Here is a 26,901-nt window from a genome sequence, read left to right on the forward strand (position 1 = left end):
TATTCTTTCTTTTGAATTAGGAAGTCTGCTAAATCCTCTTCTACTTTTGAAGAGTCTTCTTTCTTTTCAATTAGTTTTTGGATTTTTATAATCTGCGTTAAGCAGTCTATCTTTTCATTTTCATTTAAAACTTCAGAGTTAAACGACTCTTTGAAGTACTCTATAGCAGTTTTAAATTTACTTTCTGAATACAGCTGTTTTGCCGTTTTATATTTTTCCATAGTACATAGCCCTAAAGGTAAAAATCCTTTATTTTTAATGAGTTATATACCTATAATTTTACTTTATTTTTTCGTGAGAAAATTAGTCGAGTAATTATTTCCCCTAAAGCTTGAGTCCCTCAGGATCCTTAAATGGAGATTTTTATTGGTTTTAATTCCTTCAATAATTGTTTCGTCTAGAGCCCTTTCCATTCTAACCAAGCAAGCTTCTCGGTCTTGTCCATGAACAATAACTTTTGCCAACATGGAGTCGTAAAACGGAGGGACAACATAGCCTGAATAGATGAAATCATCGACTCTAATACCTATTCCGCCCGGTCTATGATAGTGGACTATTTCTCCCGGACATGGAGCTGAAGTTTCTGGATCCTCAGCATTAATTCTACATTCTATTGAATGGCCGTGGAAAACTATATCTTTTTGCTCAATTGTTAACTCAAGCCCCGAAGCAACCCTAATCTGCTGACTAATAAGATCAATACCCGTTCTTAGTTCTGATACAGGATGCTCAACTTGAATACGAGTATTCATTTCCATAAAGTAGAATTGTTCACTGTCTTGATCGTAGAGATATTCTACTGTTCCAACTGAATCATACTTTACATGTTTAGCTAAGTGGACTGCTGATTCACAAACTTCTTTTCTTTTTTCTTCTGTAATCACAGGGCATGGGGATTCTTCAATTACTTTTTGAAATCTTCTTTGAACAGTGCAATCCCTTTCACCGAGGTGAACGACATTACCATGCTTATCCGCCAAGATTTGAACTTCAACATGTCTTGGATTCGTAATAAATTTTTCAATAAACAAGGTGTCATCACCAAAACCAATCTTTGCTTCAGTTTTTAATCGTGAAATAGAAGGTAGAAGATCATCATGACTGTCTATTCGCTTCATTCCTCGTCCACCACCACCAGCAGATGCTTTGATAAGAACAGGGAATTTCATTTTATCTACTTCTTCAATAATTTCTTTATCACTTAGATCATTCACTCGAATAGGTTCTAAAACCGGAAGGCCGGCGGCCTTTGCAATTTCCTTAGAGAGAATTTTATCTCCCATACTTTTTATGCATTCTATTGAGGGACCTACAAACTCAACATTCCACTTTTTACACATTGCTGCAAAGTCAGCATTTTCAGATAAGAATCCAAAGCCGGGATGAATCGCTTCAGCACCAGTAATTTCCGCTGCAGACAGGATGGCCGGGATGTTTAAGTAACTTAAACCTGGTTTAGCAGGACCGATACAAACCGATTCATCTGCTAACTTTACGTGCAAGCTACTTTCATCAGCTGTCGAGTGAACACAAACTGTTTGAATACCCAGTTCTTTACAAGATCTAAGGATTCTAACGGCAATCTCACCACGGTTAGCAATTAAGATTTTTTTAAACATAAAAAGAGTAAATATTTAATTTTATATAAATATATTTTTACGTCTGAAAAAATCATCTAAACAATATTATTCAGATACACAATTTAGCGATGCATGTAATATGTCTAAAGATCTTGTAAATAATGGTTTAATTGAATACTTTGATTGGCATGATGTTAAGAGTTGGTATCCTAATGGACGAGATATTTCAGCAACCTCTCAAGTAATGTTGCATGTAACTGCTGCAGTTACATATCAAATTTTTGGTAGTAGTATGGAATTATATGATTTTACAATTTTATTTCCTGGTATAGTTGGTGCATTAACTGCCTTTGTAATTTTTGCACTTGTTAGAATTATAGGTGGAACAACTGCTGGACTAATTGCATCTTTACTTTTTGCAATATCTGTACCAATTATAATTAGAGGATCTATGGGATGGTTCAAATCTGAACCATTGGGATTATTTTATGGATTATTTGGATTATACTTATTTTTAAGTGGAATTAAATCTGATAATAAAAAAATTACAATACCTAAATTAATTGGAGGTGGAATACTAATGGCATTTGGTCTTGCATCTTGGGGAGGAATTCAATTTTTTATTATTCCTATTGGAATATTCATTTTTGCACTTCCTTTTCTTAGAAAAGATATTGGATTTTTAATTTGGAGTGTTCCTGTATTTGTTATTTCATTACTAATAACTACAGCAATTTTTGAGAGACCTGGAATGGGATTTGTATTGGGAATGGGTGGATTTTCTTTAATTATACCTACAATCTTTTTAATTATTTGTTCATTTATTCACAAATTCAATAATTCTAAAAATCAAACTCGAAATTATTTAATTTTGTTGGCAAGTATACTATTGATTAGTTCATCTGTATTGATAATTAATGTAGAAAATGATTTTTTACCCTCTCCAAGCTTTCGTTATCTAAATGCAATAAATCCATTTTTGACAACTACTAATCCATTAGTTGATTCAGTTTCTGAACATGCAACAACAACAATTCATGAGTCATTTTTTATGCATTCCATATTCATGATTTTTGCAGGCTTAGGAGCTTGGATAATTTTTAATAAACTAAAATCAGAATCATCTCAAATTTTTCCAAAACATTTGATAGCATTTTGGATAATTTTTAATAAACTAAAATCAGAATCATCTAAAGATTTTCCAAGAGATTTGATGGTATTTACACTAATTTTAGGCTTGACAGGAGTCTATGTTGGTTCTGCATTTGTTAGATTAGAATTATTTACATCAATATCTGTGATATTTTTATCTTCAATTGGTTTATCTATAATTACAAAAGAAATTTTTAACTACAAAAAACAATTACATTCAATTCAAAATAAGATCATTAAAGTTTCTTACGTGGGAGGAATTTTAATTCTAATGATTCTTCCACTGACATTTCCTGCATCAAACTGGGTTTCAATATTAGATGCACCCGCTACAATTCTAAATGGAGGAACTGGATATAAAGTAGTAACAAATGATTGGAAAGAATCTTTAGAGTGGATTAAACTAAACACTCCGTCTGACTCTATAATTTTATCTTGGTGGGATTATGGATATTGGATTACTACAATGTCTGAAAGAACTACTGTTGTAGATAATTCTACAATAGATTCAAAACAAATTCAGAAAGTTGCAAATATTCTTCTTAGTTCTCCTGATGATGCATGGAATATGCTTCAAGAAACAGGGAGTGATTATGTATTGATCTTTGTGGCTGGACAAAAATTTATGAGTTATGATGGCAATTTATTATATTTGATTGAAGGTGGAGGGGATGAGTCAAAAATATTCTGGTTTACAAAAATAGCTGGTGTACCAACTGAAAAATATCTTTATCTTGATGGAATTAGTGGCACTGATTATTTGTGGAATGAAACTCTATTAGGTAAAATGATTCCATTTTCTTTAATTGCATATTCAGGTCCAAATAATCAAATTATGCCAATATATGTTCCAGGATTTACAGGAATTTTTGTGGATAATATTAAATATTCTGAAAATAGTAATGATCCATTAAAATTAGTTTATGCCTCACCATCATTTACTGAACAAAAACCTGGTGTAATGACTGGTATTTTTATTTATGAAGTAAATAAAAATTATATTTCAATAGAAAATTTATCTAATTCAAAAATTAGTGAATAATTTTTAATTTTTAAATTTATCAAATAGTTGTTTTGGGTGATTAATCAAATCTATCCATGAATATTTTAAATTATTTTTACACTGTTCACAAATTTTTTTATTATAACGAATCTTGTGATTTGAAAAGAAACCTAATGAAAACATCAAACCGTTATACATTCCAAATTTTTTTGTTATAGTTAAACTTCGACCAATGCCATAAAATGAAGTATATCCTAAAGCTTTGTAAGAAAAACCCATATGATAAAATTTTTTACTATTATAATTAGTTCCAGTTGGTCTTTGAGTTTTTGTTAGGATTGGATATACTGAAGTTTTCATACCTTCTGATTGTATTTTAAATAATGCATAAGTTTCATAACCCCAATTTGGTTGATATTTCCATTCAATACAATCCATGGCCTTTTTTGTAAAAATTCTTCCTGAACCTCTAGGAGAAATTGTAATTTCATTTTCTATAATTCCTGATGCTAAATCAACATTGTCTGTTTTCATATTTTTAATTATTTCTTCCACATAATTTTCAGGTAAAACGTGATCTGCTCCTAAAATTACAAAATGAGAATTACTCCTATTAAAAAAATTCATACCAAATGAAAATACAATTCCTAATTTCCCATTAATTACCCAGTTTTTATGCTGATATGGAAAATTTACTACTTTTACACCCGTTGATATCGCAATTTTTTCTGTGTTATCTACTGAATTATCATTTACAACAATTACTGAATTAGGTTTGATAGTCTGATTGTTTATAGATTCTAATGTTTTTTTGATATTGTTTTCTTCATTCCTTGCAGGAATTAATACATCATAATTTATTACTTCCATTTTCCATTTTTTCTAATTCTTTAATCCATGCTTCTGTTTCTGGAGTTTTATTTGGTTGTGATTCTAACATTAATCGAATTGATTTGATTAAACTTGTCTGTTTGCTAAAATTCATGTTAAAATCAGTTGACTGTTGTTTATTACGGAAAATATTTCCAATTATCATTAGTATTGAAATTAAAATTATGGCAAAAATTGGAATGTACACATAGATTGGAATTACATCTTTTATTGTAGTTAACGAATATGAGATAATCAGAAAATTTATCATTGATAACACTGGGAAAATAACAGACTGACCTAATCTCATTTTATGATATAATTCTTTTATCATTTTTTCTACCAATATTCTATTCACAATTTATCAATAAAACTATTGTTTGAATAACGTGCCTATTTTCATTAATAATCCATTTTTTGAGCGAATTATTACATTTAGAAATTTTTTTGTAAATTATTTTAGGCAATTTTTTAATTGTTTATTTTTATTTTAATTAATTATTTTAAATATGGCAGATTTTTTTTTAATTTATGGTTGGAAATATCACTATTGATTCCTCATTAAGAACAGTTGAATGGAAAAATAACAAAGTAATAATGATTGAACAAACAAAACTTCCAAATGAATTGATATTTGTAGAATATGATGATTTTAACCAAGTTGCAAATGCTATCAAAACTTTGATAGTTAGAGGTGCACCTGCAATTGGAGTATCTGGAGCATTTGGATTGGGATTAGCTGCTTTACAAAGTAAAGCAACAACAAAAGAAGAATTATTATCCGATTTGGAAGAAGCAAGAAAAATTCTTTTTGCAACAAGACCAACTGCAGTGAATTTAGGTTGGGGATTAGAAAAAATTATGAATATTGCAAAAACTGGAGAAACTGCAGACCAAATTCGTGAGTTAGTTATTTCAACTGCTAAAAAAATGGCAGATGAAGACATTGAAATCAATAAATCCATGGGAAAAAATGGCTCTGCTTTATTTGATGATAATGATACTATAATGACTCATTGTAATGCAGGTGCTCTAGCTACTGTAGCATATGGAACTGCATTAGGTGTGATTCGTGCAACAAGAGAAAGCGGAAAAAATGTTAAAGTAATTGCAACTGAAACAAGACCGATTCAACAAGGTTCACGATTAACTGCATTTGAATTAAAACATGATGGATTTGATGTTAGTTTAGTTCCTGACACTGCCGTTGGTTATTCTATGGCAAATGGATTAGTTAACAAAGTTGTTGTAGGCGCTGATAGAATTGTTAAAACTGGCCATGTTTTTAATAAAATTGGAACATATCAAGTAGCAACAATGGCCAAACAACATGGAATTCCATTTTATGTTGCAGCACCATTATCTACAATTGATATGGAAACAAAAGCTGAAGATGTAATTATTGAAATGAGAAAAGGAAGTGAAGTTACAGGAATTGGTGAAAAAAAAACTGCTCCTGACGATATTGGTGTGATCAATCCTGCATTTGATATGACTCCACCTGAACTAATTGCAGGAATTATTACTGAAAAAGGTGTGGCTACAGCACCATTTGAAGAATCTCTTACAAAATTATTCCAAGCTAATTAATACAAAGTTTTTATTGTTTTTCTAATTTTAGTATAAAATATGAGTACTGTTTCCCCACAAGCAATTGAAGAATCTTTGAAACAATGTATGGATCCTGAAGTTCCTCTGAATATTGTAGAAATGGGATTAATTTATGGAATTGATGTTAAACAAAATAATGATGTTGATATTAAAATGACAATGACTACTCAAGGATGTCCATTACATGAGACTTTAGTTGCAGATGCAACTAGATTTGCTAAAAAAGTTCCAGGTGTAAATAATGTCAATATTGAAATTGTTTGGGAACCGGCCTGGACAATGGATAAAATGACTGAAGAAGGTAAACTGAAAATTAAAGAAATGGGTGCAAATGGACTAAACACTCCTGCTCCAATAAATTATGAAACTGCATTACCTCAAGGTGTTGGAAAATTAGTACAACAAGAAGATGGGTCTATGGTTTTAGCTAATGAACACGAACAAGGATTTATGGTAAATCAAGCAATTGTTGATTTTTGGAAATCATGTAATGGTCAACGTAAGGTAACTGATTTGGTAGAAGTATTTGCAAATCAAACAGGATTACAAAGAAATCAAGTTGAAAAAGAAGTGATGCAGTTGTTACAACAATTACGTGATGGTGGACTAATTGCAATTGCAGGTCAACCAGATCAACCAAATGTTGAATTTAAAAAATAATCTTTAGAAAATAGAATTAGAATTTGCGCCATCAAAGTTTATTGTAACTCCTGATAGATATTTGACATTGTTTTCAACTATTCCCTTTACAAAATTTCCAATCTCTTCTGGTTTTCCAAGTCTTTTCATAGGTAATGTTTTCTCAAACTCTTCTATATTTACAATCAATTCTTGCGTTCTATCTGTGTTAATTGGACCAGGTGCAATATTGATACAGCTAATATTTTTCTGAGCATATTCTTTGCTCAAAACTTTGAAAACTTCTGAAAATGCTGCTCTGTATGCTGATGATATAATCAGTTTTGAATTTGGTTCTTTAATTACACTTGAACTAATCAAAAATATGTATCCTTCATCATTTATTCTGATATTTTGTAATATGATACAAAATCCTAAAAATAATTGATTGTGATATTTATTCCAATCCTCTTCAGTAATGGTTGAAAATGGTTTTGGTTCTGGACCTCCTGTATTGAGAATTAAAATATCTGTTTCATTATTATTTTTTAAAAATTCTTTTACACTATCAAGATTTGATGTATCAATGTCTTTTTGAGAAGTTGCTAAAACATCTATATCAATTGCTTTTAAAGAATCTGAAATTGCTTTTCCAATTCCACGAGAACCACCTAAAACAATTGCTTTAGTCATACATTTACAAAAACTCAGTCATAATTAAATTTCATTATCCACTTAAATTAGAATTTTGAGGCTTTAGAAAAAGTTGGAGCATATTTTTCATCTTTATTTACAAATATTTTCAAATGTTTTTTACATAAATTTCTATTTTCTTTAAAACTAATTTTGACAGTTTGTATGGCTTTTTCTTTACATTCTGAAATACTACATTGCAATATTGAAAATTAATAGTATTTGTTAATAAAACTTTGAAATAATGTAATTACCTCACTAACTTTTTTATCGCTGTAATTTATTGCAAAATTATGAATGATGATGAAAAAGGAAAAGAATTTTTAAAATTAATAGATGAACAAAATACTTTACAATGGAATATTGTTGCTAAATTATCTTCATTAATTAAATCTGAATGGAATTCTCCAGAATTAAAAACTGAAGTTGAAAATCTGGTAAAAGATCATTATAAAATTACAAAGGATCTTAATAGTTTGGATGATAATAATAGTATCTTATAATGCAGAATCTACCATTAATGCAATAAATAATACTGCCAGGTAAGGACTGGAAAATTTAAACAATGTCCATGCAGCTTTTTCCATTGGTTTTACTGTAACCCAAATTGATAATCCCACCATTAGTGCTCCTGATGCAACTGCAGTCCACAAGTAAACATCACCTACCATATCTTCTCCATTTTCAGTTGTAATGAAAAATGGTGCAATAGAAAATAACACCATTACAACAGTTGATAATGCAATAGCTCTTGCAGATGTCTTTTCAGACTGTACTGCTGTTAGCATTGGAACATCTACTTTGTTGTAATCTTCTTTGAAATGTAGTGTTAAAGCCCAAATATGCATTGGAATCCAAATAAACACTAATCCTGCCATTGCAAGACCCATTGTCCATAAATCTGACATAGTTACTGCTACCCAACCAATCATTGGAGGTGAACCACCACATAATCCACCTAAAATAATATTTGTTCTAGAGTTTCGTTTTAGTACATATGAATAAACAACAACGTTGTTTACTAATCCAAATGCAATGAATACTGTTGCCCAAATTCCTTGTTCTATTGTTGTTGTAAATGAAATTGCAAATGCCAGAACTAGTGAAATTCCAGCTAATGCTAGTCCAAAATTTCTTGCTTTAACTGCTGGATAAATTCTCTTTGATGGAAGAGGTCTGTCTTTTGTTCTTTCCATTATTGCATCAATGTCTTTATCGTGATAATTTGTCAAAGTATTTGCTGCTGCAGAACCTGCTGCAACTGAAAACAACATTAATGCCCACGTTTCTATCGAAATTGGAATATTGTAAATATTTGATGCTGTTAATGCTGCACCAAATGCAGTAAATACAAGTAAATACCAAATTTTTGGTTTTGTTAATTCATAATAAACTGCGACTCTTGAACTAGTTGTCTGTTTTTGCAATATGCTACTCACCAGTATTTGATGGCATATATGGCATTGCTTTCGTTCGTGACTTCATCTCAATAAATGACTCTGATGATTGAATTCCTTCAACTTTACCAATTTTTTCTGAAACCATTTTGTGCATTTGATCCAATGATCTTGAATACATTGTTACTAAAATATCGAATCTGCCTGTAACTTCTGCAACTTCTCTTACTCCATCAATTTTGAATAATTGTTCAATTACATTATCTCTTTGTTTAGTATCAATGTTAATTCCAGTTAATGCTTTTACTTCATAACCTAACTCTGAATCGTTTACTTCTATAGTAAATCGCTCAATTAATTTTCTTTTAACTAATCTTTTGATTCTTGAATATACTACTGATGAATTCACATCTATTTTTTTTGATAATCGTGGAACTGAAATTGATGCATCATTAGATAATTCTGACAATATCTGTAAGTCCAAATCATCAACTTTTGTCGTCTAAAACACCTAAACCGATGTAGATTTCAGGTTCTTATAAAGTTATTATTGTAAAAATTACAATTAATTTCTAAATTTTACCTTTTTTGTATAACATTTCTGCTAAAAGAACAGCTCCTTTTGCTGAACCCATTTTCTTATTATGAGAAAATAGCATGTATTTCAAACCATTATCAAACAATTCTTCTTTTTCAACTCTTCCAATTGTTGTAGTCATTCCATCACCAACTGTTCTTTCCATTCTAGGTTGTGGTCTTGTTGGATCTTCATGAAATGCATAGTAATCTTTTGGAGCAGAAGGTAATCCTGCAACTGAGATGTCTTTGTTACTTTGATTGTAAGTTTCCTTTGCTTTAGAAGGATCAATTTCTTCTGTTGTCTCTACAAAAACTGATTCAGTATGACCATCAATTACGGGAACTCTAGTACAGGTACAACTAATTTTAATATCTGCATCTTGGATTTTACCATCAATTAGTTTTCCTAAAATTTTTCTTGTTTCTAATCTAACTTTCCCTTCTTCTTTTGGGATGTATGGTAATATGTTATCTGTAATTCCCATTGCAGAAACACCTGATTTTCCTCCACCTGAAATTGCTTGCATTGAAGTCATCATGACTTTTTTTGCACCATATTTCTCAAGTAATGGTTTTAGTGTAATTGCCAAACCTGTAGTTGTACAGTTTGGTAGTGGTGCCACAAATCCTTTCCAGTTACGGTTTTTCTTTTGAGTTTCAATCAATTCAGTTTGTTCATCATTTATTCCTGGAATGAGAATTGGAACATCATCTTCATATCTATAAGCAGAACTAGTTGAGACTACTGGTAATTCTGCTGCCATCTTAGTTTCAATATCTATTGCAGCCTGTGATTCTACTGCTGAAAATACTAAGTCTAATTGTGATGTATCAAGATCGTCAACTTTCTTTACAGTCATTGATTTGATATATTCTGGGATTTCGCCACCTACATCCCACATGATAATTCCTCCTTCATTTCTAATAGCATCAAGATATTTTTTACCTGCAGAGCGCTCAGAAGCTGCAATTTGAGTTACCTCAAACCATGGGTGATCATTCAATGATTGGACAAATTCTTGACCTACTGAACCTGTAACCCCAATAATTGCAACTTTTTTCTTCTCCATAATGAGAAATTAGATCTGTTTCAATTAATAATCGTTTTCAGAATTACCAAAACATACTAAATTAGCCAACTCCATTTTGAACTGTGATAATTAACACAAAATCATCTATTCGTAGACATTCTCCGGTAATTCATGGGGGAAAAATTCCTTTCAAAAACAGCGATCAGAATATTATTGATTTTAGCTCAAATATCACTCCTTTAGGAGTTCCTAGTTCTGTAAAATCAATAATCAAAAAAAATTTTGATAAAGTCCAATTTTATCCTGATCCAAGTTCTGAGAATGTAACTCTAAATTTAGAGAAATATACTCATTTACCAAAATCAAATATTATTGTTGGAAATGGTGCAATTGAAATTTTATACAATTTTTGCTATGCCTTTTTATCTAAAACCACTAAAGTGTTAATTCATATTCCGACATTTCAAGAATATGAGACTGCAGTAAAATTAAATGATTGTAAAATATCTTATTTTAAATCATTAAATCTCTCAACAGAAATGGATTCATTTCTGTCACAAATCCCAAAAAATGGATGTGTTTTTCTTTGTAATCCTAATAATCCAACTGGAGAATTATTGTCAAAAAAAGAATTGTTGTCAATAATTATCAAGGCAAAAAAATTAAAAACTTTAGTTTTCATTGATGAATGTTTTATTGAATTAGTACCTGATGGTGATGAATCTGTTATATCCTTTGTAAAAAAATATGACAATCTTTTCATTTTAAGATCTTTAACAAAATCCTTTGGTTTACCTGGAATACGAATTGGATATGCATGTGGTTCTAAAAAAATAATAAAAATTTTACAAAAAATCAAAATTCCATGGAGTGTAAACTCTATTGCACAAGACGCAGCAAATGAAGTAATTAAAAACAAATCTCATATCAAAAAATCTAATTTAATAATTAAGAAGGAATTAAAATTTTTGAACAAGAATGTTTCTTCAATTGATGGATTTGAATGTATTTCTTCTTCAACTAATTTTATTTTAATTAAAACAAAATATAATTCAACAAAACTACAAAAAAAATTATTAAAAAACAAAATTTTAATTCGTGATTGTAAAAATTTTAGAGGATTAAACAACCATTATTTTCGAATTGCTGTTAAATCTCATAAAGATAATGTCAAATTGGTATCTGCATTGGAGACAATAAAATGAAATCTTTGATGATTCAAGGAACCTCTTCAGGTTCTGGAAAAACAACATTAGTTGCTGCCTTATGTAGAATTTTTTCAGACAAAGGTTACAGTGTGGCTCCATTCAAGTCTCAAAATATGTCCAATTTTGGATATATTACACCTGATTTTGAAATTTCTCGTGCTCAAGCAATTCAGGCTTTTGGTGCAAGGTGTGAAATTATGCCAGATTTGAATCCTATTTTATTAAAACCAGTTGGGAACTATTCTAGTGTTGTTTATTTGAATGGTAAGCGATTTAAAAAAATGCATGCAAAAGAATACTATGAAAAATTTGTAAACACTGAAGGTATGAAATTGGCCTCAAAATCTTTGAAAACTTTACAAAAGAATTTTGATTTAGTAATTATGGAAGGTGCAGGTTCTCCTGCAGAAATTAATTTACAGAAATATGATATTGCAAATATGAAAATTGCAAAAAAAGCAAACGCAAATGTATTATTAGTTACGGATATTGATAAGGGGGGTTCATTTGCTAGTTTAGCTGGAACTATGGCTTTAATAGAAAAACATTATCAAAAATTAGTTAAAGGATTTATTTTTAATAAATTTCGTGGAGATATTGATGTTTTAAAGCCAGGATTCAAAAAATTAAAAAATCTTACAAATGTACCTGTGATTGGAACAATTCCATTAATTTCATTAAATTTACCTGAAGAGGATTCTCTTAATTCTAATCCTAAAGATATTGTTTGGAATAAAAAAAATATTAAAAAAATTGATAATGAATTAAACAAATTATCAAAAATTGTTAAATCAAATATGGATATTACATCAATTGAGAAAATGTTGCAATGATTATTGAGTCTATTACTGTAATTGGTTTTGCAATTTTAATTGATTTAATTTTTGGAGATCCAAAAAATCGTTATCATCCAACAGCTTGGATAGGAATATTCATTGCAAAATTTACAACTCTTACAAAAAATCAAAATCCAATACTTGAAAAAATTGGTGGTACAATAATGATAATCACTATCTCTAGTGTAGTTATTTTGTTATTATTTGGTCTAAATTTTGGAATCTCTTTGATTTCTATTGATTATATTTCATTAATTTTATCTGTAGTTGTGGGTGCATTATTACTTAAAACAACTATTGCAATTCGTGGAATGGAAAAACATGCAATTAGCGTACTTGATTCTTTAGAGAGTAATGATCTTGATTTGGCAAGAAATTATTTATCAATGATTGTCAAGCGAAATACTACAAAATTAGACAAAAATCACGTACTTTCAGGCGTGCTTGAAAGTATTAGTGAAAATACTGTTGATGGTATTACTGGACCAATGTTTTATTATGCATTTTTTGGTTTATTTGGTGCATTTGTATATCGAATCATCAATACAGCTGATTCAATGGTTGGATACAAAAATGAACTTTTTAAAAATTTAGGATGGTTTACAGCTAAATGTGATACAATCTTAAATTATATCCCATCTAGACTGACAGGATTAATGATGGTTCTTTCAGCAGCTATTTTACAAAATGATTGGAAAAATTCTTACAAAGTAATGATTCGTGATGGTAAAAAAACTGAAAGTCCTAATGCTGGATATCCAATGGCGGCATTAGCCGGAGCATTAGAAACAAAATTTGAAAAAATTAATCATTACAAATTAGGTGATGGAGAAATAATTCTTACAAAACAACATGTTACATCTGCAATTAAAATCATGAAATTAACATCAATTCTTTTCTTTGGAATTATTACTATCCCAATAATTATTATTTTATCTATGGTTGGATGGTGGCTTTATGTTTAAAGAAATTGGTTCTGTTTTTTCTTTTTTAACCATTTTACCATCATCAAATTCAACCTTAAATGAAACTGCAAAATACATGTATCTCTTTCCTGTTGTGGGAATAATACTTGGCATTTTAGTTGGTGGTTTTGGTTTTGGTTTATCATTTCTTTTGGATCCCCTATTGGTTAGTTTTCTTGTTGTTACATCAATTGCAATTTTGACAGGAATTCATCATGCTGATGGTTTAGCTGATTTTGCTGATGGTTTAATGGTAAAAGGAAATAAAGAAAAAAAACTTAATGCAATGAAAGATCTCTCTACTGGTTCTGCAGGAGTTGTAGCACTTGTGTTGTATCTTATTGGATTAGTTGTTACAATTTCACTAACTACTGGTTTTGATTTGTTTAAGGCAATTTTGATTAGTGAAATTTTAGCAAAATTTTCCATGGTTTTAATGGCAAGCCTGGGAAACTCTGCATCATTAGGCTCAAACTCATCATTTGTTCAGACTATGAAAGATAAAAGAAAATTAATGCTAGCATTTGTAATTATGATAATTCCTGTTGCTTTACTTGGTGAAACAACTGGTCTTGTAATGCTTGCAGTCACTTTTGTTGTTACAATGATCATTTTAGGAATATCTACGCGTAGTTTTGGTGGTATTACTGGAGACGTACTCGGTTCTACTAATGAAATAACTCGTTTAGCATCTTTGATGGTGTTTGTATCGTTATGATTGGTTTGATCATGGCTGGTGGTAAGGGTACAAGAATGAATTTAGATAATGAAAAATTATTACTTGAATATAAAAAACCTGTAATTTTTCATGTAGTTGATTCTTTAAAAGAGTCAAATTGTTTTTCAAAAATTTTAGCTTTGACTAGTTCGAATTCTCCAAAAACAAAAAAACTATTACAAGAAAATAATATTGATATTGTCAATACAAATGGAATTGGATATGCTGAAGACTTAACATCAGTGCTTCAATCTATTAATGATTCTGTATTAGTAACTTCAGGTGACTTGCCTCTTTTAGATAAAGAAATAATAAAAAAAATTGTTAACTGTTACAATCCTGAAAAAACTTGGACTAGCATTTTAGTAACTAACAAATTTTTAACTTCTCTTGGATTACAATCTGATTATTTTGTTACTTGTGATAACCAAAAATGTAATTACACTGGAATTTCCTTAATTAATGCAAATAAAATTAATTCATCTGAAAATTTGAATGAACACTATATCATTATAGATGATAAAAGAATTGCATTGAATCTAAACACAAAAGAAGATTATGAATTACTCGGCACTGCCTGAAACTTTACCGTTTATTTTTGCTTTTGAACCTGTTGGTTCTGAAATTGTATTACCGCATGAGTTACATGCAATATTTGTAGATGCATGAGAATATACTATTTGTAATTCACCACATTCATCACAATTAACTTTCTGAAACTTACTTGATGGTTTTGGAACTCCGATGTGATCTTTCTTCATGCTGCTACCAACTCAAATTTCTTAATTCTTACCCCTGTTTTATTGTATTTCTTTTTACAAACAGTACATGTCATAATAGGAGTAACTTTCTTAGTAACTTTGGCTGGTTTTGCGAGTTTTGGGAACTTTTGTCCACCATATCCTTGTTTACGTTCAGCGTGTCGACGTTCGCCTCTAGCAGAACCTCTTCTTTTTCCAGCCTTGTAAATGGAGATCTTTTGATCAGTATGTGTTTTACATTTTGCACAATACTTTCTGACCACCTTTGGAATGTTCATATCAACAAAACCTCTTCACCCGTAATTTAAGCATTGAACCTATAATAGTCATAAATTTTATCCAATATTATGAATTCAAGCCTATCTGTCTCAATCAACTCTCTAAATTCTGTAGCTATGGGTGAAAAGAAAGCAAATCTAGTTTTAAAAAATTGTAACTTATTGTCAGTATACACTCGAGAAATTATTCCAAATACTCAGATCGCAATAATTAATGATCGCATTGCATATGTTGGTCCAGATGCAACTCATGCTATAGGACCAAAAACCAAGATCATTGACATCAAAAATAAATTTGTCAGTCCTGGATTTGCAGATCCTCATTTACATATTGATCAATTTGTATTGCCTTCTGAATTTGCAAAACAAGCTCTTCTTTGTGGCGTAACTTCTCTTTTTTCAGATCCTATTGATATTGTAAGTGTAGCTGGCAACAAAGGTTTTCAAGAATTTCTTAAACTAGGAGAAAATTTACCTATTCGAATATTTCAAACAGTTCCAGGTGGACTACCTGTTGATGCAAAATTTAGTAATAGTAAATCATTAACTCCATCACAAGAAAAAACTGCAATTAAACACCCTCATGTACTTGGAATGGGAGAAGTTTTTTCATGGACTAAAGTAACTTCACGTGAACCAAAAACAATGAAATCACTTTCAACAATGTTGGAACATGATTGTATCATTAATGGACATACTGCAGGTGCAAGTGACAAAAAACTTAATGCGTATATTTCATCAGGAATTCTTTCTTGTCATGAACCAATTAATTTTGAACAAGTGTTAGAAAGACTACGATTAGGAATGTGGGTAATGATTAGAGAAGGTTCTATCCGTCGTGATCTAAAAGAAATTATTCCACATATTTTATCTCATGGAACATATCGTGATCGATTAATGTTTTGTTCTGATGGTCTTGATCCATTAGATATTTCTAAATTTGGTCACATTGATTATTGTATTAGAGAATCTATCAAACTTGGTTTAGATCCTATTGATGCAGTTACAATGGCATCAAAAAATAATTTTGATTATTATAATATGGGAAAAGACCTTGGGGGAATAGCTCCTGGAAAATTAGCTGATATTTTGGTTTTTGATAATCTAAAATCATTCAAACCAAAACATGTTTTTGTTGGAGGAAAATTAATTGTTTCCAACGGTTCTTTTGTATCTCGTATTAGAAAAAATATAATTTCTCCATGGATTAAAAATACTGTTAAACTAAAAAAATTCTCAAAAAATGACTTTCTAATTAAATCTAAAAAAGATAATGTTAAAGCAAATACTATTTTCATGTTAAATGAAATCATTACTAAATTAGGCGAAACAGAACTTAGTACTAAAGATGGTTATGTTTCTGCATCAATAGACAAAGATATTTGGAAAATTGCGGCATTTGACAGAATTCATGGTACAAATAAACACTCTGTAGGATTTCTTGAAAATTTTGGTGCTGAAATAGGTGCATTTGCTTCAACTTGGAGTTTTCATGAAAATGATTTGATTGTACTTGGTTCAAATGATTCTGATATGGCAATTGCATCAAATCATTTAATTAAAAATCAAGGTGGAATAGTTGTCGTTAAATCTGGAAAAATTCTTGCTTCACTGCCATTACAATTTGGAGGAATTGTTTCAACCGATTCTTTTGAGACTGTTTCATCTAATTTTGAACAGATCAATAATTCAATAGTGGATTTGGGTTGTAAATTTAAAAGACCACATTTAATGCCCTTGTTTTTGCCATTTTTAGCACTGCCTTCTGTAAGAATTCTTGCAGGTGGAATTGTAGATGTTAAAAAGCGATCTTACATATCGCCTATTAATTAGGCAATGTTAAAAAGGGGGATTTTGAGAATCGAAAATGAAACTAAATGGCATCAATTCAACAAGGACCAAATGGACCTGTATTAGTTCTTAAAGAAAGTGCATTACAACAAAAAGGCAAAGATGCACAACAAAACAACATTGCTGCAGCCAAACTCGTTGCAGAATTAGTGAAAAGTAGTCTTGGACCTCGTGGTCTTGATAAAATGTTAGTTGATTCCTTAGGTGACGTTACAATTACAAATGATGGTGCAACCATTCTAAAAGAAATCGATGTTCAACACCCAGCAGCCAAAATGATTGTTGAAATTTCAAAAACAGTTGATAATGAAGTAGGTGATGGAACAACTTCTTCTGTAGTTTTTGGTGGTGCATTATTAGCAAGAGCAGAAGATCTCTTGAAAAAAGATGTTCATTCTTCAACTATTATTGAAGGTTTTCAAGCAGCATCTGAAAAAGTTCTTGAAATTTATTCACAATTATCTCAAAAAGTAGAACCAGATGACAAAACATCACTTCTAAAAATTGCTTCAACAAGCATGCAATCAAAATTAATTTCTGAAGATAGTAGTAGCTTATCAAAAATTGTAGTTGATGCAATTCTTAGTATCGCAACCAAAAAAGGTGATGAATATTTTGTTGATCTTGAAAATATTAAAGTTGAAAAGAAACCAGGTGGTTCAATTGATGATACCCAAATAGTAAAGGGAATTGTTTTAGATAAAGAAATTGTTCATAGTGGAATGCCTACTAGAATTGATAATGCAAGTATTGCATTGATTAACTCTGCATTAGAAATTGAGAAAACTGAAATGAGTGCAGAAATTAGAATTACTGACCCAACTCAAATGCAAATGTTCTTAGAAGAAGAAAATAGAATGCTCAAAACTATGGTTGATAAATTACATGATGTTGGAGCAAATGTTCTGATTTGTCAAAAAGGAATTGATGATATCGCACAACATTATCTAGCAAAACATGGTATTATGGCAGTCAGACGAGTTAAAGAAAGTGATATGATTAAACTTTCAAAAGCTACTGATGGACGTGTAATTAGTAATTTAGATGATTTAACTGAAAAAGATCTTGGTTCAGCAGATTTGGCTCACCAAAAGAAAGTAGAATCTGATAAATGGGTCTTCATTGAGGGTTGCAAACATCCACAATCTGTAACTTTGCTAATTCGTGGGGGCACTCAAAGAGTAATAGATGAAGTTGACCGCTCTATTCATGATTCTCTAATGGTAGTAAAAGATGTAATTGAAAAACCCGAAATTGTTGCAGGTGGAGGAGCTCCTGAATCATTTGCAGCATCACAACTAAAAGATTGGGCTGATAATTTTGATGGAAGAGAACAACTTGCAATTAAAAAGTACGCTGAAGCTTTAGAAGTTATCCCATTAACAATTTCTGAGAATGCCGGAATGGATCCAATTGATACTATGGCCACTTTAAGATCAAAACAAAATCAAGGTCAAAAATGGACTGGTATTGACGCAAAAAATACTAAGATTGCTGATATGATGGCAATTAATGTTGTAGAACCAATTGCAGTTAAAGAACAAATTATCAAATCTGCAACTGAGGCAGCATGTATGATACTAAGAATTGATGATGTTATCGCTATATCTGGTGGTCCAGGCGGCGGAGGCGGCGGCATGCCTCCAATGGGATAAATTCAGTTAAAACTTAATCATACTACTAATCATAAATTATTGTTGAATAAAATTGGAATAGATTTAGGTGGTACTAAAACTGAAATTATTGTTTTAGATGAATCTCTAAATATTCTCCAAAGAAAAAGAGTTCCTACACCTCAAGATGATTATGAAAAAATTCTACAAAATATTGTTGATTTGGTAAATGATGCATCACAAGACATCTCTGATTTTTCTGTAGGTGTTTGTTGTCCTGGCGCAATTTCTAAAAACACTGGTCTGATCAAAAATAGTAACACTCAATGTTTGATTGGTAAATCTTTTAAAAAAGATCTTGAAAACAAATTGAAAAAAAATATTTCTCTTGAAAATGATGCAAATTGTTTTGCTTTATCTGAATCCAAAATGGGTGCTGGAATTGGATTTGATTTTGTTTTTGGTGTAATTTTAGGTACTGGTGTAGGTGGTGGAATTGTATTTCGTGATTCTCTTCATTGTGGAAGAACCAATATTGCAGGTGAATGGGGTCATCATACTTTACACCAAAATGGTAATTCTTGTTATTGTGGTAAATCTGGTTGTGTGGAGACATATTTGAGTGGCCCATCTTTGGAAAAACGTTGGAATCAATTGACTGGATTAACTCAATCTATGCCTGAAATAGTTAATAATTTGAATTCTGAAATTGGCAAATCTTGGAAAGATGAATTTTTAGAAAATTTTGGTTATGGTCTTGCAAATGTTATTGATATCTTAGATCCTGATGCAATTATTCTTGGTGGCGGTTTATCAAATATTGAGTTTTTGTATAATGAAGGAAAAAATTCTGTATATGCAAAAGTATTTTCGGATATTGTTGATACGCCTATTTTGAAAAATAAACTTGGTGATTCTTCAGGAGTATTTGGAGCTGCACTTTTAGATTAATTATTTTGGACATCCTTCCATTTTTGCAATAAAATAACCATTTGTCATAATTTCAATCTCTACATCTTCTGGAACTGATTCTGAATGACAAAATTTACATTCTTCGCTAGTTACTATGGCATCATTTTCATTAATTGATCTTAACCATTCCTTTGCAAAAGAAATTGCTTCTTCATTATTTTTTTTATCAGTTATTACATCAAAATGCATTGTATGACCATCATTTGCTTTTACATATGTGTCAAAAACATGAAAATCCATTTTTATCACTAATTGCTATGTAAATCTCTAATTTCAAGAATTTTATCTACAATTTGATTTACATCTACATCTAATTCTGTAGTGATCAAAATTAGTCCTGCTCCTCCAATTGGTATTGTAATTCTGTAAATTTTTTCATATTTTGCTAATGCAAAAATTGGTGTACCGATTTTATCGGCTGTTTTCTTCCTTGTTGACCAACGGTAAATTGCTTGTGATAATGATGTTTCAGTTTCTTCTCTTGATAAATGAGATTTTACACCTGGTCTGATTTTGTCATGTAATTCTCCATAATCATAAACTGCTGCATATCTGATATTCTGGCTCAACTCTAAAATTTCATCACAGATTTTATCGTAATTCATTCTTATCACTTATTGTGGCTCAATTGTTGCTGGTGGTTTACTTGAAATAGTATATGTTACCCAAGTAACATCTTCAATTTCATTAGTTATTCTATTACTCATTTTTTCTAAAACTCCATGTGGCAGTCTAGTCCAGTCAGCAGTCATTGCGTCAATAGAATCTACGACTCTAATCATAACAATGTTTCCATATTTTCTCTCGTCTCCAACTACTCCCACTGCTTTATCGTCTCCTACTGCTGCATATGCCTGCCAAACTTTTGTATAAAATCCAGCTTCCATTAATTCTTCTTCAACTATTTTACTTGCAATCTTTGAGATCTGTAATTTTGTCTGAGTAATTTCTCCCATTATTCTAACTGACAATCCCGGACCTGGAAATGGATGTCTCATGAAAAGTTTTTCAGGAACCCCTAAAATTTTTGCAATTTGTCTTACTTCGTCTTTATACAATTCTCTTAATGGTTCTAAAATTTCTAAATTTAACCAATCTGGTAATCCTCCCACATTGTGATGTGATTTTATTACATCTGCTGGACCTTTAGAAACTCCACTTTCTATTACATCTGGATATAGAGTTCCTTGTGCTAACCATTTGAATGGACCTTCTTTTTCAGCAAAATTTGTAAAAACATGAATAAATTCTTCGCCAACGATTTTTCTTTTTAATTCTGGATCCTCTACTCCTTTTAATTTTTCAAGGAATTGGTTTCCTGCATCAACTGATGTAAAATTCACTTTAAAATTATCTTTGAACATTTCTTCTACTTCTTTTTCTTCATTTAATCTCAACAAACCATTATCGACAAAAACACACTTGAGTCTATTTCCAATGGCTTTATCAATCAGTAGTGCTACAACTGTAGAATCTATTCCTCCACTAACACCACACAATACATTTCCTTCAATTTTGGAAATTTTTTCTACTGCTGAATCAATAAAACCTTCCATTGTCCATTCTTGTTTTGCCTTACAAACTTTTAGAACAAAATTCTTAAGAATTTCTGTACCTTGTTCTGTATGAACTACTTCTGGATGAAATTGAATTCCATACACTGATTTTTCATCTGATGCAATTGCTGCAGCTTTAGCTCCTTCTGTATGGCCAATTATTTTAAATCCTGATGGGATCTCTTCAGCTTCATCCCCATGACTCATCCATGCACGAACCGATTCACCAATTCCATTTAGTAAATCACTATCGTTATCTATTGTTAAAAGTGACGAACCGTATTCTTTATTGGCTCTTTTTACTTTACCTCCAAATTTATCTACAATTAATTGATGACCGTAACAAATTCCTAAAAGTGGTAAATCCATTTCAAAAATTTTATTTTCTGGTACTGGAGCTTCAGAACTATAAACACTTGATGGTCCTCCTGAAAAAATTATTCCTGTTGGATTATGTTTTTGAATTTCTTCATAACTAATATCAAATGGTACTAATTCTGCATAAACTGAAAATTCTCTAATCCTTCTACAAATTAAATGACTATACTGTGAACCAAAATCTAAAACTAAAATTTTATCCATGATATCACTTGCTAATATTTTCCAACATTCTAGTTAATGACCATCCTGCTGTATTGATTAATTCTGTCACTCTTTGTTTTTCTCTATAATTTTTAATAATAATTTCTCTAATGTCGCTTCCATTCTTATTAATTATGTAATCAATGACTGATTCTTTTTGGATTTTTCCATTTTCTGCTTCAACAAAATCTTTTTTCTTCATTTCTCCAATAATTCTATCTAAAAAGAATGATTTGAAAGGTGGTGTATCTGCATTAATCAAAATTTGTTCATCTAAAATTATTGAGACTTGTTCTGGTGTTACATATGCATTAGCAATGATTTTTCCATCATTTCCTCTTTTAATTGGAATTGAGTTCTCAACTGGTTTTGAAATTTCTCTTTCTTCTTTAGGCTCAATTTTTGTATCTAATTTAGATGCTTTAACAAAACTGGAATCTTTTAGAAATCCATCCAGTACCGTGATATTTTTTTCTAACATTTCTATTCCTTCCTGGTGTTTATCAACTTGTTTCATCAGATCCTCTCTTAGGGCAACTATTTCTTTTACTTGCTCTTCAGAAAATTTCATAATTTAATTAATCAGCAATGGGTATAAATGCATTCTAGGTAATTATGATATCCAGTTCTTTATATGATATTTTTTTAAACCCTTCAATTGATTTTGATGTGGTAAATAATTCTGATTTTGTGATCGTCGATAACCAAATTAAAAGATCTTTGCCTATTTTTAATTTTTTTAATTTTGTATCTCTGTCAGATTTTTTTGTATTGGAAAATTTTCCAATTCGTCTTCCAAAATCCATACCAAAAAGAATAATTCTTTTTGCTTCAAAATGACTTGCTAAAAATACTCCTCTATCCCCATCTGTAAATCCTCCAAAATTTTGAATTTTATTAAATGGTTCTGTTTGAGTTGTTCCAATACTATTTTTAATTTTTTTTACCATGTGTAATTTTTCAATATTATCTCCATGTGCATGTATGACAAAAATTGATTTCCTTTTGGATAATTTTTTAATTGCATCTTCATCTCCGTCTAAATCTGTTACAACTATGTCTGGAATAACTCCATTTTCTAAAAGTGGTTTTAATGAACTATCCGCTGCAATTTTAATAGATTTTTTCAATTTTTTCAATTTGGGTATTGCAAATGACAAAGATGGTCCAGAGCCTACTACAAAAACTGTTTTTCCTTGAATTAATTTTTTAATTTTTTGAGTATTATCGGTTTCTTTTAAAATAGTGTCTAGAATTATGGCTGATTCTTTATCTTTTTTTTCAGAATAATTCAATTCTTTTAAAATTGATTGATATCTTTTTTTCCAACCTGGAATCATCATATAACTCAAATTGTATGAGGTTTTGATAAACTATATGACAAAAATTGCAAATATTTCTGTTGGAGGGCGAAATCCTGTTCGGATAATGGGAATTTTGAATACTAGTCCTGAATCATTTTACAAAAAATCAATCAATACAACTCATATGAAAATTAAAAACACTGTAATTCAAATGGAAAATGATGGTGCAGATTTTATTGATGTAGGAGGAATGTCAACAGCACCTTATCTATCAACTACTGTTTCTGAAAAAGTTGAATCTAAGAGACTTCTTGATGCAATTAAAATTATTCAAAGTCATACTAATCTTCCAATATCTGTTGACACCTGTAGATCCAGTGTAGCTAAAACTGCATTAGAAAATGATGTTGAAATCATTAATGATATTTCTGGATTGAAATATGATGAAAACATGAAAGATGTAATTTCTAAATTTCATCCTTCATTAATTTTATGTGCATATGATTCAAAACCAATTTTGGGAAATCCAGTTAATTCAACAAAAAAACTTCTTAAAAATAGTTTAAAAATTGCAAAAGATTGTCATGTGTCAGATAAACAAATTGTATTGGATCCTGCAATAGGATTTTTTAGAAAAACTGGAAAAGGTAAATTTTTTACAAAAATCAAAACCAATTGGGTTGAAAGAGATCTATCTATCATTAAAAATCTTAATTCCTTAAAAATGAAATATCCTATTTTGATCTCAGTTTCCAATAAATCTCTAATCGGAAGTCTTTTACAAAAAGAAAATCCTTCTGATCGATTGTTTGGATCTATTACTGCTGAAGCAATTTCCGTTTTAAATGGAGCTAATATCATACGTACTCATAATGTTGGGGCTACTCGAGACGCAATTACAATTGCTACAAAATTATCAAAATAACGCAAAGGCTTATAATCAATTTTTAACTTTTGAAACAAGGTTTCATTGGAATTTAAAGAAGGATTAACATTTGACGACGTTCTTCTCGTACCCAAATATTCAGATATTACCAGTAGAACTCAAACTGATCTAACAACTCAATTATCTCGAAATATTTCTCTAAACATTCCGTTTGTGAGTGCAAATATGGATACAGTTACTGAATCATCTATGGCTGTAACTATTGCTCGTGCAGGTGGAATTGGAATTATTCACAGATTTTTAACAATTGAAGAGCAAGCAGATGAAGTTCTTAAAGTCAAACGATCTGGAAGCGTAATAATTGAAAACCCTTATTCCATTACTGAAGATAAAACAATTGAAGATGCATTAGATTATGCTGAAAATAAAGATATTTCTGGACTATTAGTTGTTGATGACAATTCAAAATTACTCGGAATTGTAACTGAAAGAGATTTACTTTTTGCAAATTCTAAAAACCTCATTCGAGACGTAATGACTAAAGATGTTGTTACTGCAAAATCTGGTGTATCTATTGATGATGCAAAAGAACTTTTACACAAACATAGAATTGAAAAATTACCTCTTGTAGATGAGTCTGGATTGGTAAAAGGTTTGATTACAAGTAAAGATATTACAAATAATGCTGATTATCCAAATGCATCAAAAGATGGTAAAGGTAGACCTCTTGTTGGAGCTGCAGTTGGAGTAAAAGGTGACTTTTTAGAACGAAGTGAATCTCTTTTAGAAGCAGGAGCTGATACGTTAGTTGTTGATATTGCCCATGGGCATAGTGAAAATGCAATTAGCACTGTAAAACATATCAAAAAAGCATTTCCTGATTGTGAATTAATTGCAGGAAATATTGCAACAGCTCAAGGGGCTGAAGATTTAATGAAAGCTGGAGTTGATGCCGTAAAGGTTGGTGTTGGTTCAGGCTCAATTTGTATTACTAGAGTAATTACTGGTTCAGGAGTTCCTCAATTAACTGCAGTTGTGGATTGTGCAAAAATAGGTCGTGATTATGGTATTCCTATTATTTCTGATGGTGGAACTAGAACTTCTGGTGATGCTACAAAAGCATTAGCAGCTGGTGCTTCAACTGTTATGGTAGGAAGCATGTTGGGTGGAACTGATGAATCACCTGGAACCGTCTTGACAAAGAATGGCAAGCGTTTCAAAGTGTATCGTGGAATGGCATCTCTTGCTGCATCAATAGGAAGAAAATCTAAAGAAACAGGATCAACATCATTTGATGATGATCTAAATGATTATGTTGCAGAAGGAGTTGAAGCTATGGTTCCGTACAAAGGTACTGTTGTAGATATTCTAAAACAGTTAACTGGTGGAGTTCGTTCTGGTTTGAGTTATTGTGGTGCACATACAATTCCTCAAATGCAAACAAATGCTGAATTTATTAAAATGTCTAGAGCTGGATTTGCAGAAAGTCAGCCTCATGATGTATCTTTGATGTAGTTAATTTTTTAAGCAGTACATAAGGTGATTTAATCATGCTTGCAAAAAGAACCATAATTGGTATGATTGTAGGCAGTTTAGTTATTGGATTAGGCGCTTATTCTTTAGTTAATACTTTGGGTCCTACAATTTCTATGAACGAAAATTTTGTAATTGCTTCAGGAGACAATGCTTCTTTTTCAATTCCTGCACCAAAAGATGCACCACAATATATGAAAATAGTTGGTGATGCTTTTGATCTTAAACTTACTAGTCCTGGTGATGGATTAACTATTCCAAACACTTCTTACAAAAAAGAATTAGTTTTAGATTGGACTCATGTTGAAGATGGTCAAACAATCATCTTTCTTCAAAATACCGGCGCTAGTGAATTAGAAATTGTTGCAAATACGAATCAAACTCCTGATCCATTTGGAATTACATTTGATTTTATGGTTATAACCTCTGGAGTAATCATTCTTGGATTTAGTTTAGGTTTTACCTTAAGAAAACCAAAAGGTTTCTAATCTATTTTTGCAGACGAATATGAGCCTAAAACTTTAATGAAAATTGTTTCCTTTTTTATTTGATCTAACATTTCTGAAATTTTGATATTTTTCTGATGACCTTCAAAATCTACATAGAAATTGTATTCCCACGAATTAGTTTTTGTTGGTCTTGATTCTATTTTTGTGAGATTCACTTTATTTTTATTAAAATTTTCAATTATTCTAAAAAGTGAACCAGGCTCATGTTTAATGGAAAAAATTATTGAAGTCTTATCATTTTCTGTTTCATGGGTCTCTTTTTTGGATAAAATTAAAAATCTAGTATAGTTATTTGGATTATTTGCAATATTTTCATTAATTATTGGCATGTTGGAAATTTTTGCTGCTTCTTTACTTGCTATACACGCACAATTTTTTTCTTTTAACTCTTTGATGATTTTTACACTGCCTGCTGTATCATAAGCAGGAATTGTTTTCATTTTGTATTTTTCAATAAATTTTCTACATTGACCTAAAGCTTGTGGATGTGAATACACTGTATCAATTTCTTCTAATTTACCAAAACCAATTAAACAATGTTCTATTTTGTGATATGTTTCTCCAGTAACATTTAGATCTGTTGAATATAATGAATCATAACTTTCTCCTACACTACCTTCTAATGAATTTTCTACAGGTAAAATTGAAAATTCTGAAATATCTTTAGATGTATTTTGTAAAATTTCAGAAAATGTTGGTAATGGAATTGTTTGAATATTATCATCGAAAAAAGATTTTGCAGCAGCTTCACTATATGCACCTCGTTCACCTTGGAACGATACAATAGTCATTTTT

General features: G+C 30.6%; 32 protein-coding genes. 15 read left to right on the plus strand and 17 right to left on the minus strand.

From position 1 onward, the window contains the following. Positions 1–221, minus strand: a 221-nt coding sequence (locus tag AW732_RS04400; RefSeq protein ID WP_156416066.1) for a hypothetical protein, incomplete at its 3' end; no start/stop codon positions are given. A 63-nt stretch (positions 222–284) separates the two neighbouring features. Beyond that, positions 285–1,619, minus strand: a complete 1,335-nt coding sequence (gene accC / locus AW732_RS04405) for an acetyl-CoA carboxylase biotin carboxylase subunit (protein ID WP_067959093.1) — start codon at positions 1,617–1,619, stop codon at positions 285–287. Between the two features lie 100 nt (positions 1,620–1,719). Here accC and AW732_RS04410 point away from each other — a divergent pair, with 100 nt between their 5' ends. After that, the gene (locus tag AW732_RS04410; protein ID WP_067959096.1) at positions 1,720–3,774 is read left to right on the plus strand and encodes an STT3 domain-containing protein; all 2,055 of its coding nucleotides are present in this window, start codon (positions 1,720–1,722) and stop codon (positions 3,772–3,774) included. 3 nt (positions 3,775–3,777) lie between these two features. Here AW732_RS04410 and AW732_RS04415 read toward each other — a convergent pair whose 3' ends face one another. Together AW732_RS04415 and AW732_RS04420 are read right to left on the minus strand one after the other, a co-directional pair. Continuing rightward, positions 3,778–4,605, minus strand: coding sequence for a glycosyltransferase family 2 protein (locus AW732_RS04415; RefSeq protein WP_067959098.1), 828 nt, complete (start codon positions 4,603–4,605; stop codon positions 3,778–3,780). Beyond that, the gene (locus tag AW732_RS04420) at positions 4,586–4,951 is read right to left on the minus strand and encodes a hypothetical protein (RefSeq protein WP_067959101.1); all 366 of its coding nucleotides are present in this window, start codon (positions 4,949–4,951) and stop codon (positions 4,586–4,588) included. Before AW732_RS04420 ends, AW732_RS04415 begins: the two co-directional genes overlap by 20 nt. 185 nt (positions 4,952–5,136) lie before the next feature. Here AW732_RS04420 and mtnA point away from each other — a divergent pair, with 185 nt between their 5' ends. Next, positions 5,137–6,195 (plus strand): S-methyl-5-thioribose-1-phosphate isomerase, encoded by a 1,059-nt coding sequence (gene mtnA / locus AW732_RS04425; RefSeq protein WP_067959104.1) that lies wholly within the window; start codon positions 5,137–5,139, stop codon positions 6,193–6,195. A 39-nt stretch (positions 6,196–6,234) separates the two neighbouring features. After that, positions 6,235–6,876 (plus strand): PqqD family peptide modification chaperone, encoded by a 642-nt coding sequence (locus tag AW732_RS04430; RefSeq protein ID WP_067959106.1) that lies wholly within the window; start codon positions 6,235–6,237, stop codon positions 6,874–6,876. A 3-nt stretch (positions 6,877–6,879) separates the two neighbouring features. On the opposite strand, the gene AW732_RS04435 is transcribed toward AW732_RS04430, so the two are convergent. Together AW732_RS04435 and AW732_RS08730 are read right to left on the minus strand one after the other, a co-directional pair. After that, complete coding sequence (locus tag AW732_RS04435; protein WP_067959109.1) at positions 6,880–7,527, minus strand: SDR family oxidoreductase; 648 nt, start codon at positions 7,525–7,527, stop codon at positions 6,880–6,882. A gap of 47 nt (positions 7,528–7,574) precedes the next feature. Beyond that, the gene (locus tag AW732_RS08730; RefSeq protein ID WP_172790394.1) at positions 7,575–7,730 is read right to left on the minus strand and encodes a hypothetical protein; all 156 of its coding nucleotides are present in this window, start codon (positions 7,728–7,730) and stop codon (positions 7,575–7,577) included. Between the two features lie 90 nt (positions 7,731–7,820). On the opposite strand from AW732_RS08730, the gene AW732_RS04440 reads away from it, so the two are divergent. After that, on the plus strand, positions 7,821–8,030 hold the full coding sequence (locus AW732_RS04440; protein ID WP_067959112.1) for a hypothetical protein: 210 nt from the start codon (positions 7,821–7,823) through the stop codon (positions 8,028–8,030). On the opposite strand, the gene cyoE is transcribed toward AW732_RS04440, so the two are convergent. The 3 genes from cyoE to asd form a co-directional block, all read right to left on the minus strand. Beyond that, the gene (gene cyoE, locus AW732_RS04445; RefSeq protein ID WP_067959115.1) at positions 8,025–8,954 is read right to left on the minus strand and encodes a heme o synthase; all 930 of its coding nucleotides are present in this window, start codon (positions 8,952–8,954) and stop codon (positions 8,025–8,027) included. The two genes, AW732_RS04440 and cyoE, sit on opposite strands and share 6 nt — an antisense overlap. A 4-nt stretch (positions 8,955–8,958) precedes the next feature. Then, entirely contained in the window at positions 8,959–9,393 is a 435-nt protein-coding gene (locus tag AW732_RS04450; RefSeq protein ID WP_253805565.1) for an Lrp/AsnC family transcriptional regulator, read from the minus strand. A 103-nt stretch (positions 9,394–9,496) separates the two neighbouring features. After that, on the minus strand, positions 9,497–10,573 hold the full coding sequence (asd, locus tag AW732_RS04455; RefSeq protein WP_067959118.1) for an aspartate-semialdehyde dehydrogenase: 1,077 nt from the start codon (positions 10,571–10,573) through the stop codon (positions 9,497–9,499). Positions 10,574–10,656: 83 nt separating this feature from the next. On the opposite strand from asd, the gene AW732_RS04460 reads away from it, so the two are divergent. Genes AW732_RS04460 through AW732_RS04480 form a run of 5 tightly spaced genes read left to right on the plus strand, consistent with a single transcriptional unit; the run spans position 10,657 to position 14,842 of the window. Next, positions 10,657–11,739 carry a histidinol-phosphate transaminase gene (locus tag AW732_RS04460; RefSeq protein WP_067959122.1) on the plus strand — a complete coding sequence of 361 codons (1,083 nt, stop codon included), beginning with the start codon at positions 10,657–10,659 and terminating at the stop codon, positions 11,737–11,739. Next, positions 11,736–12,575, plus strand: a complete 840-nt coding sequence (locus AW732_RS04465) for a cobyric acid synthase (RefSeq protein WP_067959125.1) — start codon at positions 11,736–11,738, stop codon at positions 12,573–12,575. Before AW732_RS04460 ends, AW732_RS04465 begins: the two co-directional genes overlap by 4 nt. Beyond that, on the plus strand, positions 12,572–13,543 hold the full coding sequence (locus AW732_RS04470; RefSeq protein WP_067959128.1) for a cobalamin biosynthesis protein: 972 nt from the start codon (positions 12,572–12,574) through the stop codon (positions 13,541–13,543). The genes AW732_RS04465 and AW732_RS04470 overlap by 4 nt, the downstream gene beginning before the upstream one ends. Then, entirely contained in the window at positions 13,536–14,261 is a 726-nt protein-coding gene (gene cobS / locus AW732_RS04475) for an adenosylcobinamide-GDP ribazoletransferase (RefSeq protein ID WP_067959131.1), read from the plus strand. Before AW732_RS04470 ends, cobS begins: the two co-directional genes overlap by 8 nt. Next, a complete protein-coding gene (locus AW732_RS04480) occupies positions 14,258–14,842 on the plus strand; it encodes an NTP transferase domain-containing protein (protein WP_067959134.1) in 585 nt (194 codons plus the stop codon). Before cobS ends, AW732_RS04480 begins: the two co-directional genes overlap by 4 nt. On the opposite strand, the gene AW732_RS04485 is transcribed toward AW732_RS04480, so the two are convergent. Both AW732_RS04485 and AW732_RS04490 read right to left on the minus strand, forming a co-directional pair. Next, on the minus strand, positions 14,825–15,022 hold the full coding sequence (locus AW732_RS04485) for a 30S ribosomal protein S27e (RefSeq protein ID WP_067959137.1): 198 nt from the start codon (positions 15,020–15,022) through the stop codon (positions 14,825–14,827). The two genes, AW732_RS04480 and AW732_RS04485, sit on opposite strands and share 18 nt — an antisense overlap. Beyond that, the gene (locus AW732_RS04490) at positions 15,019–15,300 is read right to left on the minus strand and encodes a 50S ribosomal protein L44e (RefSeq protein WP_067959140.1); all 282 of its coding nucleotides are present in this window, start codon (positions 15,298–15,300) and stop codon (positions 15,019–15,021) included. The genes AW732_RS04485 and AW732_RS04490 overlap by 4 nt, the downstream gene beginning before the upstream one ends. Positions 15,301–15,417: 117 nt before the next feature. Here AW732_RS04490 and AW732_RS04495 point away from each other — a divergent pair, with 117 nt between their 5' ends. Genes AW732_RS04495 through AW732_RS04505 form a run of 3 tightly spaced genes read left to right on the plus strand, consistent with a single transcriptional unit; the run spans position 15,418 to position 19,715 of the window. Continuing rightward, positions 15,418–17,133 (plus strand): adenine deaminase C-terminal domain-containing protein, encoded by a 1,716-nt coding sequence (locus AW732_RS04495; RefSeq protein WP_067959143.1) that lies wholly within the window; start codon positions 15,418–15,420, stop codon positions 17,131–17,133. A 44-nt stretch (positions 17,134–17,177) separates the two neighbouring features. Continuing rightward, positions 17,178–18,806 carry a thermosome subunit beta gene (thsB, locus tag AW732_RS04500; RefSeq protein WP_067959146.1) on the plus strand — a complete coding sequence of 543 codons (1,629 nt, stop codon included), beginning with the start codon at positions 17,178–17,180 and terminating at the stop codon, positions 18,804–18,806. 39 nt (positions 18,807–18,845) lie between these two features. Beyond that, positions 18,846–19,715, plus strand: a complete 870-nt coding sequence (locus AW732_RS04505) for an ROK family protein (protein WP_067959148.1) — start codon at positions 18,846–18,848, stop codon at positions 19,713–19,715. On the opposite strand, the gene AW732_RS04510 is transcribed toward AW732_RS04505, so the two are convergent. Genes AW732_RS04510 through AW732_RS04530 form a run of 5 tightly spaced genes read right to left on the minus strand, consistent with a single transcriptional unit; the run spans position 19,716 to position 23,217 of the window. Beyond that, entirely contained in the window at positions 19,716–19,976 is a 261-nt protein-coding gene (locus AW732_RS04510) for a DUF2024 family protein (RefSeq protein ID WP_067959152.1), read from the minus strand. 8 nt (positions 19,977–19,984) lie between these two features. Further along, the gene (locus tag AW732_RS04515; RefSeq protein WP_253805566.1) at positions 19,985–20,341 is read right to left on the minus strand and encodes a hypothetical protein; all 357 of its coding nucleotides are present in this window, start codon (positions 20,339–20,341) and stop codon (positions 19,985–19,987) included. 9 nt (positions 20,342–20,350) lie between these two features. Further along, positions 20,351–21,874, minus strand: coding sequence for a glutamine-hydrolyzing GMP synthase (gene guaA / locus AW732_RS04520; protein WP_067959159.1), 1,524 nt, complete (start codon positions 21,872–21,874; stop codon positions 20,351–20,353). A gap of 4 nt (positions 21,875–21,878) precedes the next feature. Next, positions 21,879–22,445, minus strand: coding sequence for a hypothetical protein (locus AW732_RS04525; RefSeq protein WP_067959162.1), 567 nt, complete (start codon positions 22,443–22,445; stop codon positions 21,879–21,881). A 34-nt stretch (positions 22,446–22,479) separates the two neighbouring features. Next, positions 22,480–23,217 (minus strand): 6-hydroxymethylpterin diphosphokinase MptE-like protein, encoded by a 738-nt coding sequence (locus AW732_RS04530; protein ID WP_067959167.1) that lies wholly within the window; start codon positions 23,215–23,217, stop codon positions 22,480–22,482. A 34-nt stretch (positions 23,218–23,251) separates the two neighbouring features. Here AW732_RS04530 and folP point away from each other — a divergent pair, with 34 nt between their 5' ends. Genes folP through AW732_RS04545 form a run of 3 tightly spaced genes read left to right on the plus strand, consistent with a single transcriptional unit; the run spans position 23,252 to position 26,085 of the window. Continuing rightward, the gene (gene folP / locus AW732_RS04535) at positions 23,252–24,103 is read left to right on the plus strand and encodes a dihydropteroate synthase (protein ID WP_067959169.1); all 852 of its coding nucleotides are present in this window, start codon (positions 23,252–23,254) and stop codon (positions 24,101–24,103) included. Positions 24,104–24,148: 45 nt separating this feature from the next. After that, positions 24,149–25,579, plus strand: coding sequence for an IMP dehydrogenase (gene guaB / locus AW732_RS04540; protein ID WP_067959172.1), 1,431 nt, complete (start codon positions 24,149–24,151; stop codon positions 25,577–25,579). A 35-nt stretch (positions 25,580–25,614) separates the two neighbouring features. Next, positions 25,615–26,085: a hypothetical protein gene (locus AW732_RS04545; RefSeq protein WP_067959175.1), complete on the plus strand. Its 471-nt coding sequence runs from the start codon at positions 25,615–25,617 to the stop codon at positions 26,083–26,085. Here the strand turns inward: AW732_RS04545 and pheA are convergent. Further along, positions 26,082–26,897, minus strand: a complete 816-nt coding sequence (pheA, locus tag AW732_RS04550) for a prephenate dehydratase (RefSeq protein WP_067959177.1) — start codon at positions 26,895–26,897, stop codon at positions 26,082–26,084. The genes AW732_RS04545 and pheA overlap by 4 nt on opposite strands. Positions 26,898–26,901 lie beyond the last annotated feature (4 nt).

Source organism: Nitrosopumilus sp. Nsub (genome assembly GCF_001541925.1).
Taxonomy (GTDB): domain Archaea; phylum Thermoproteota; class Nitrososphaeria; order Nitrososphaerales; family Nitrosopumilaceae; genus Nitrosopumilus.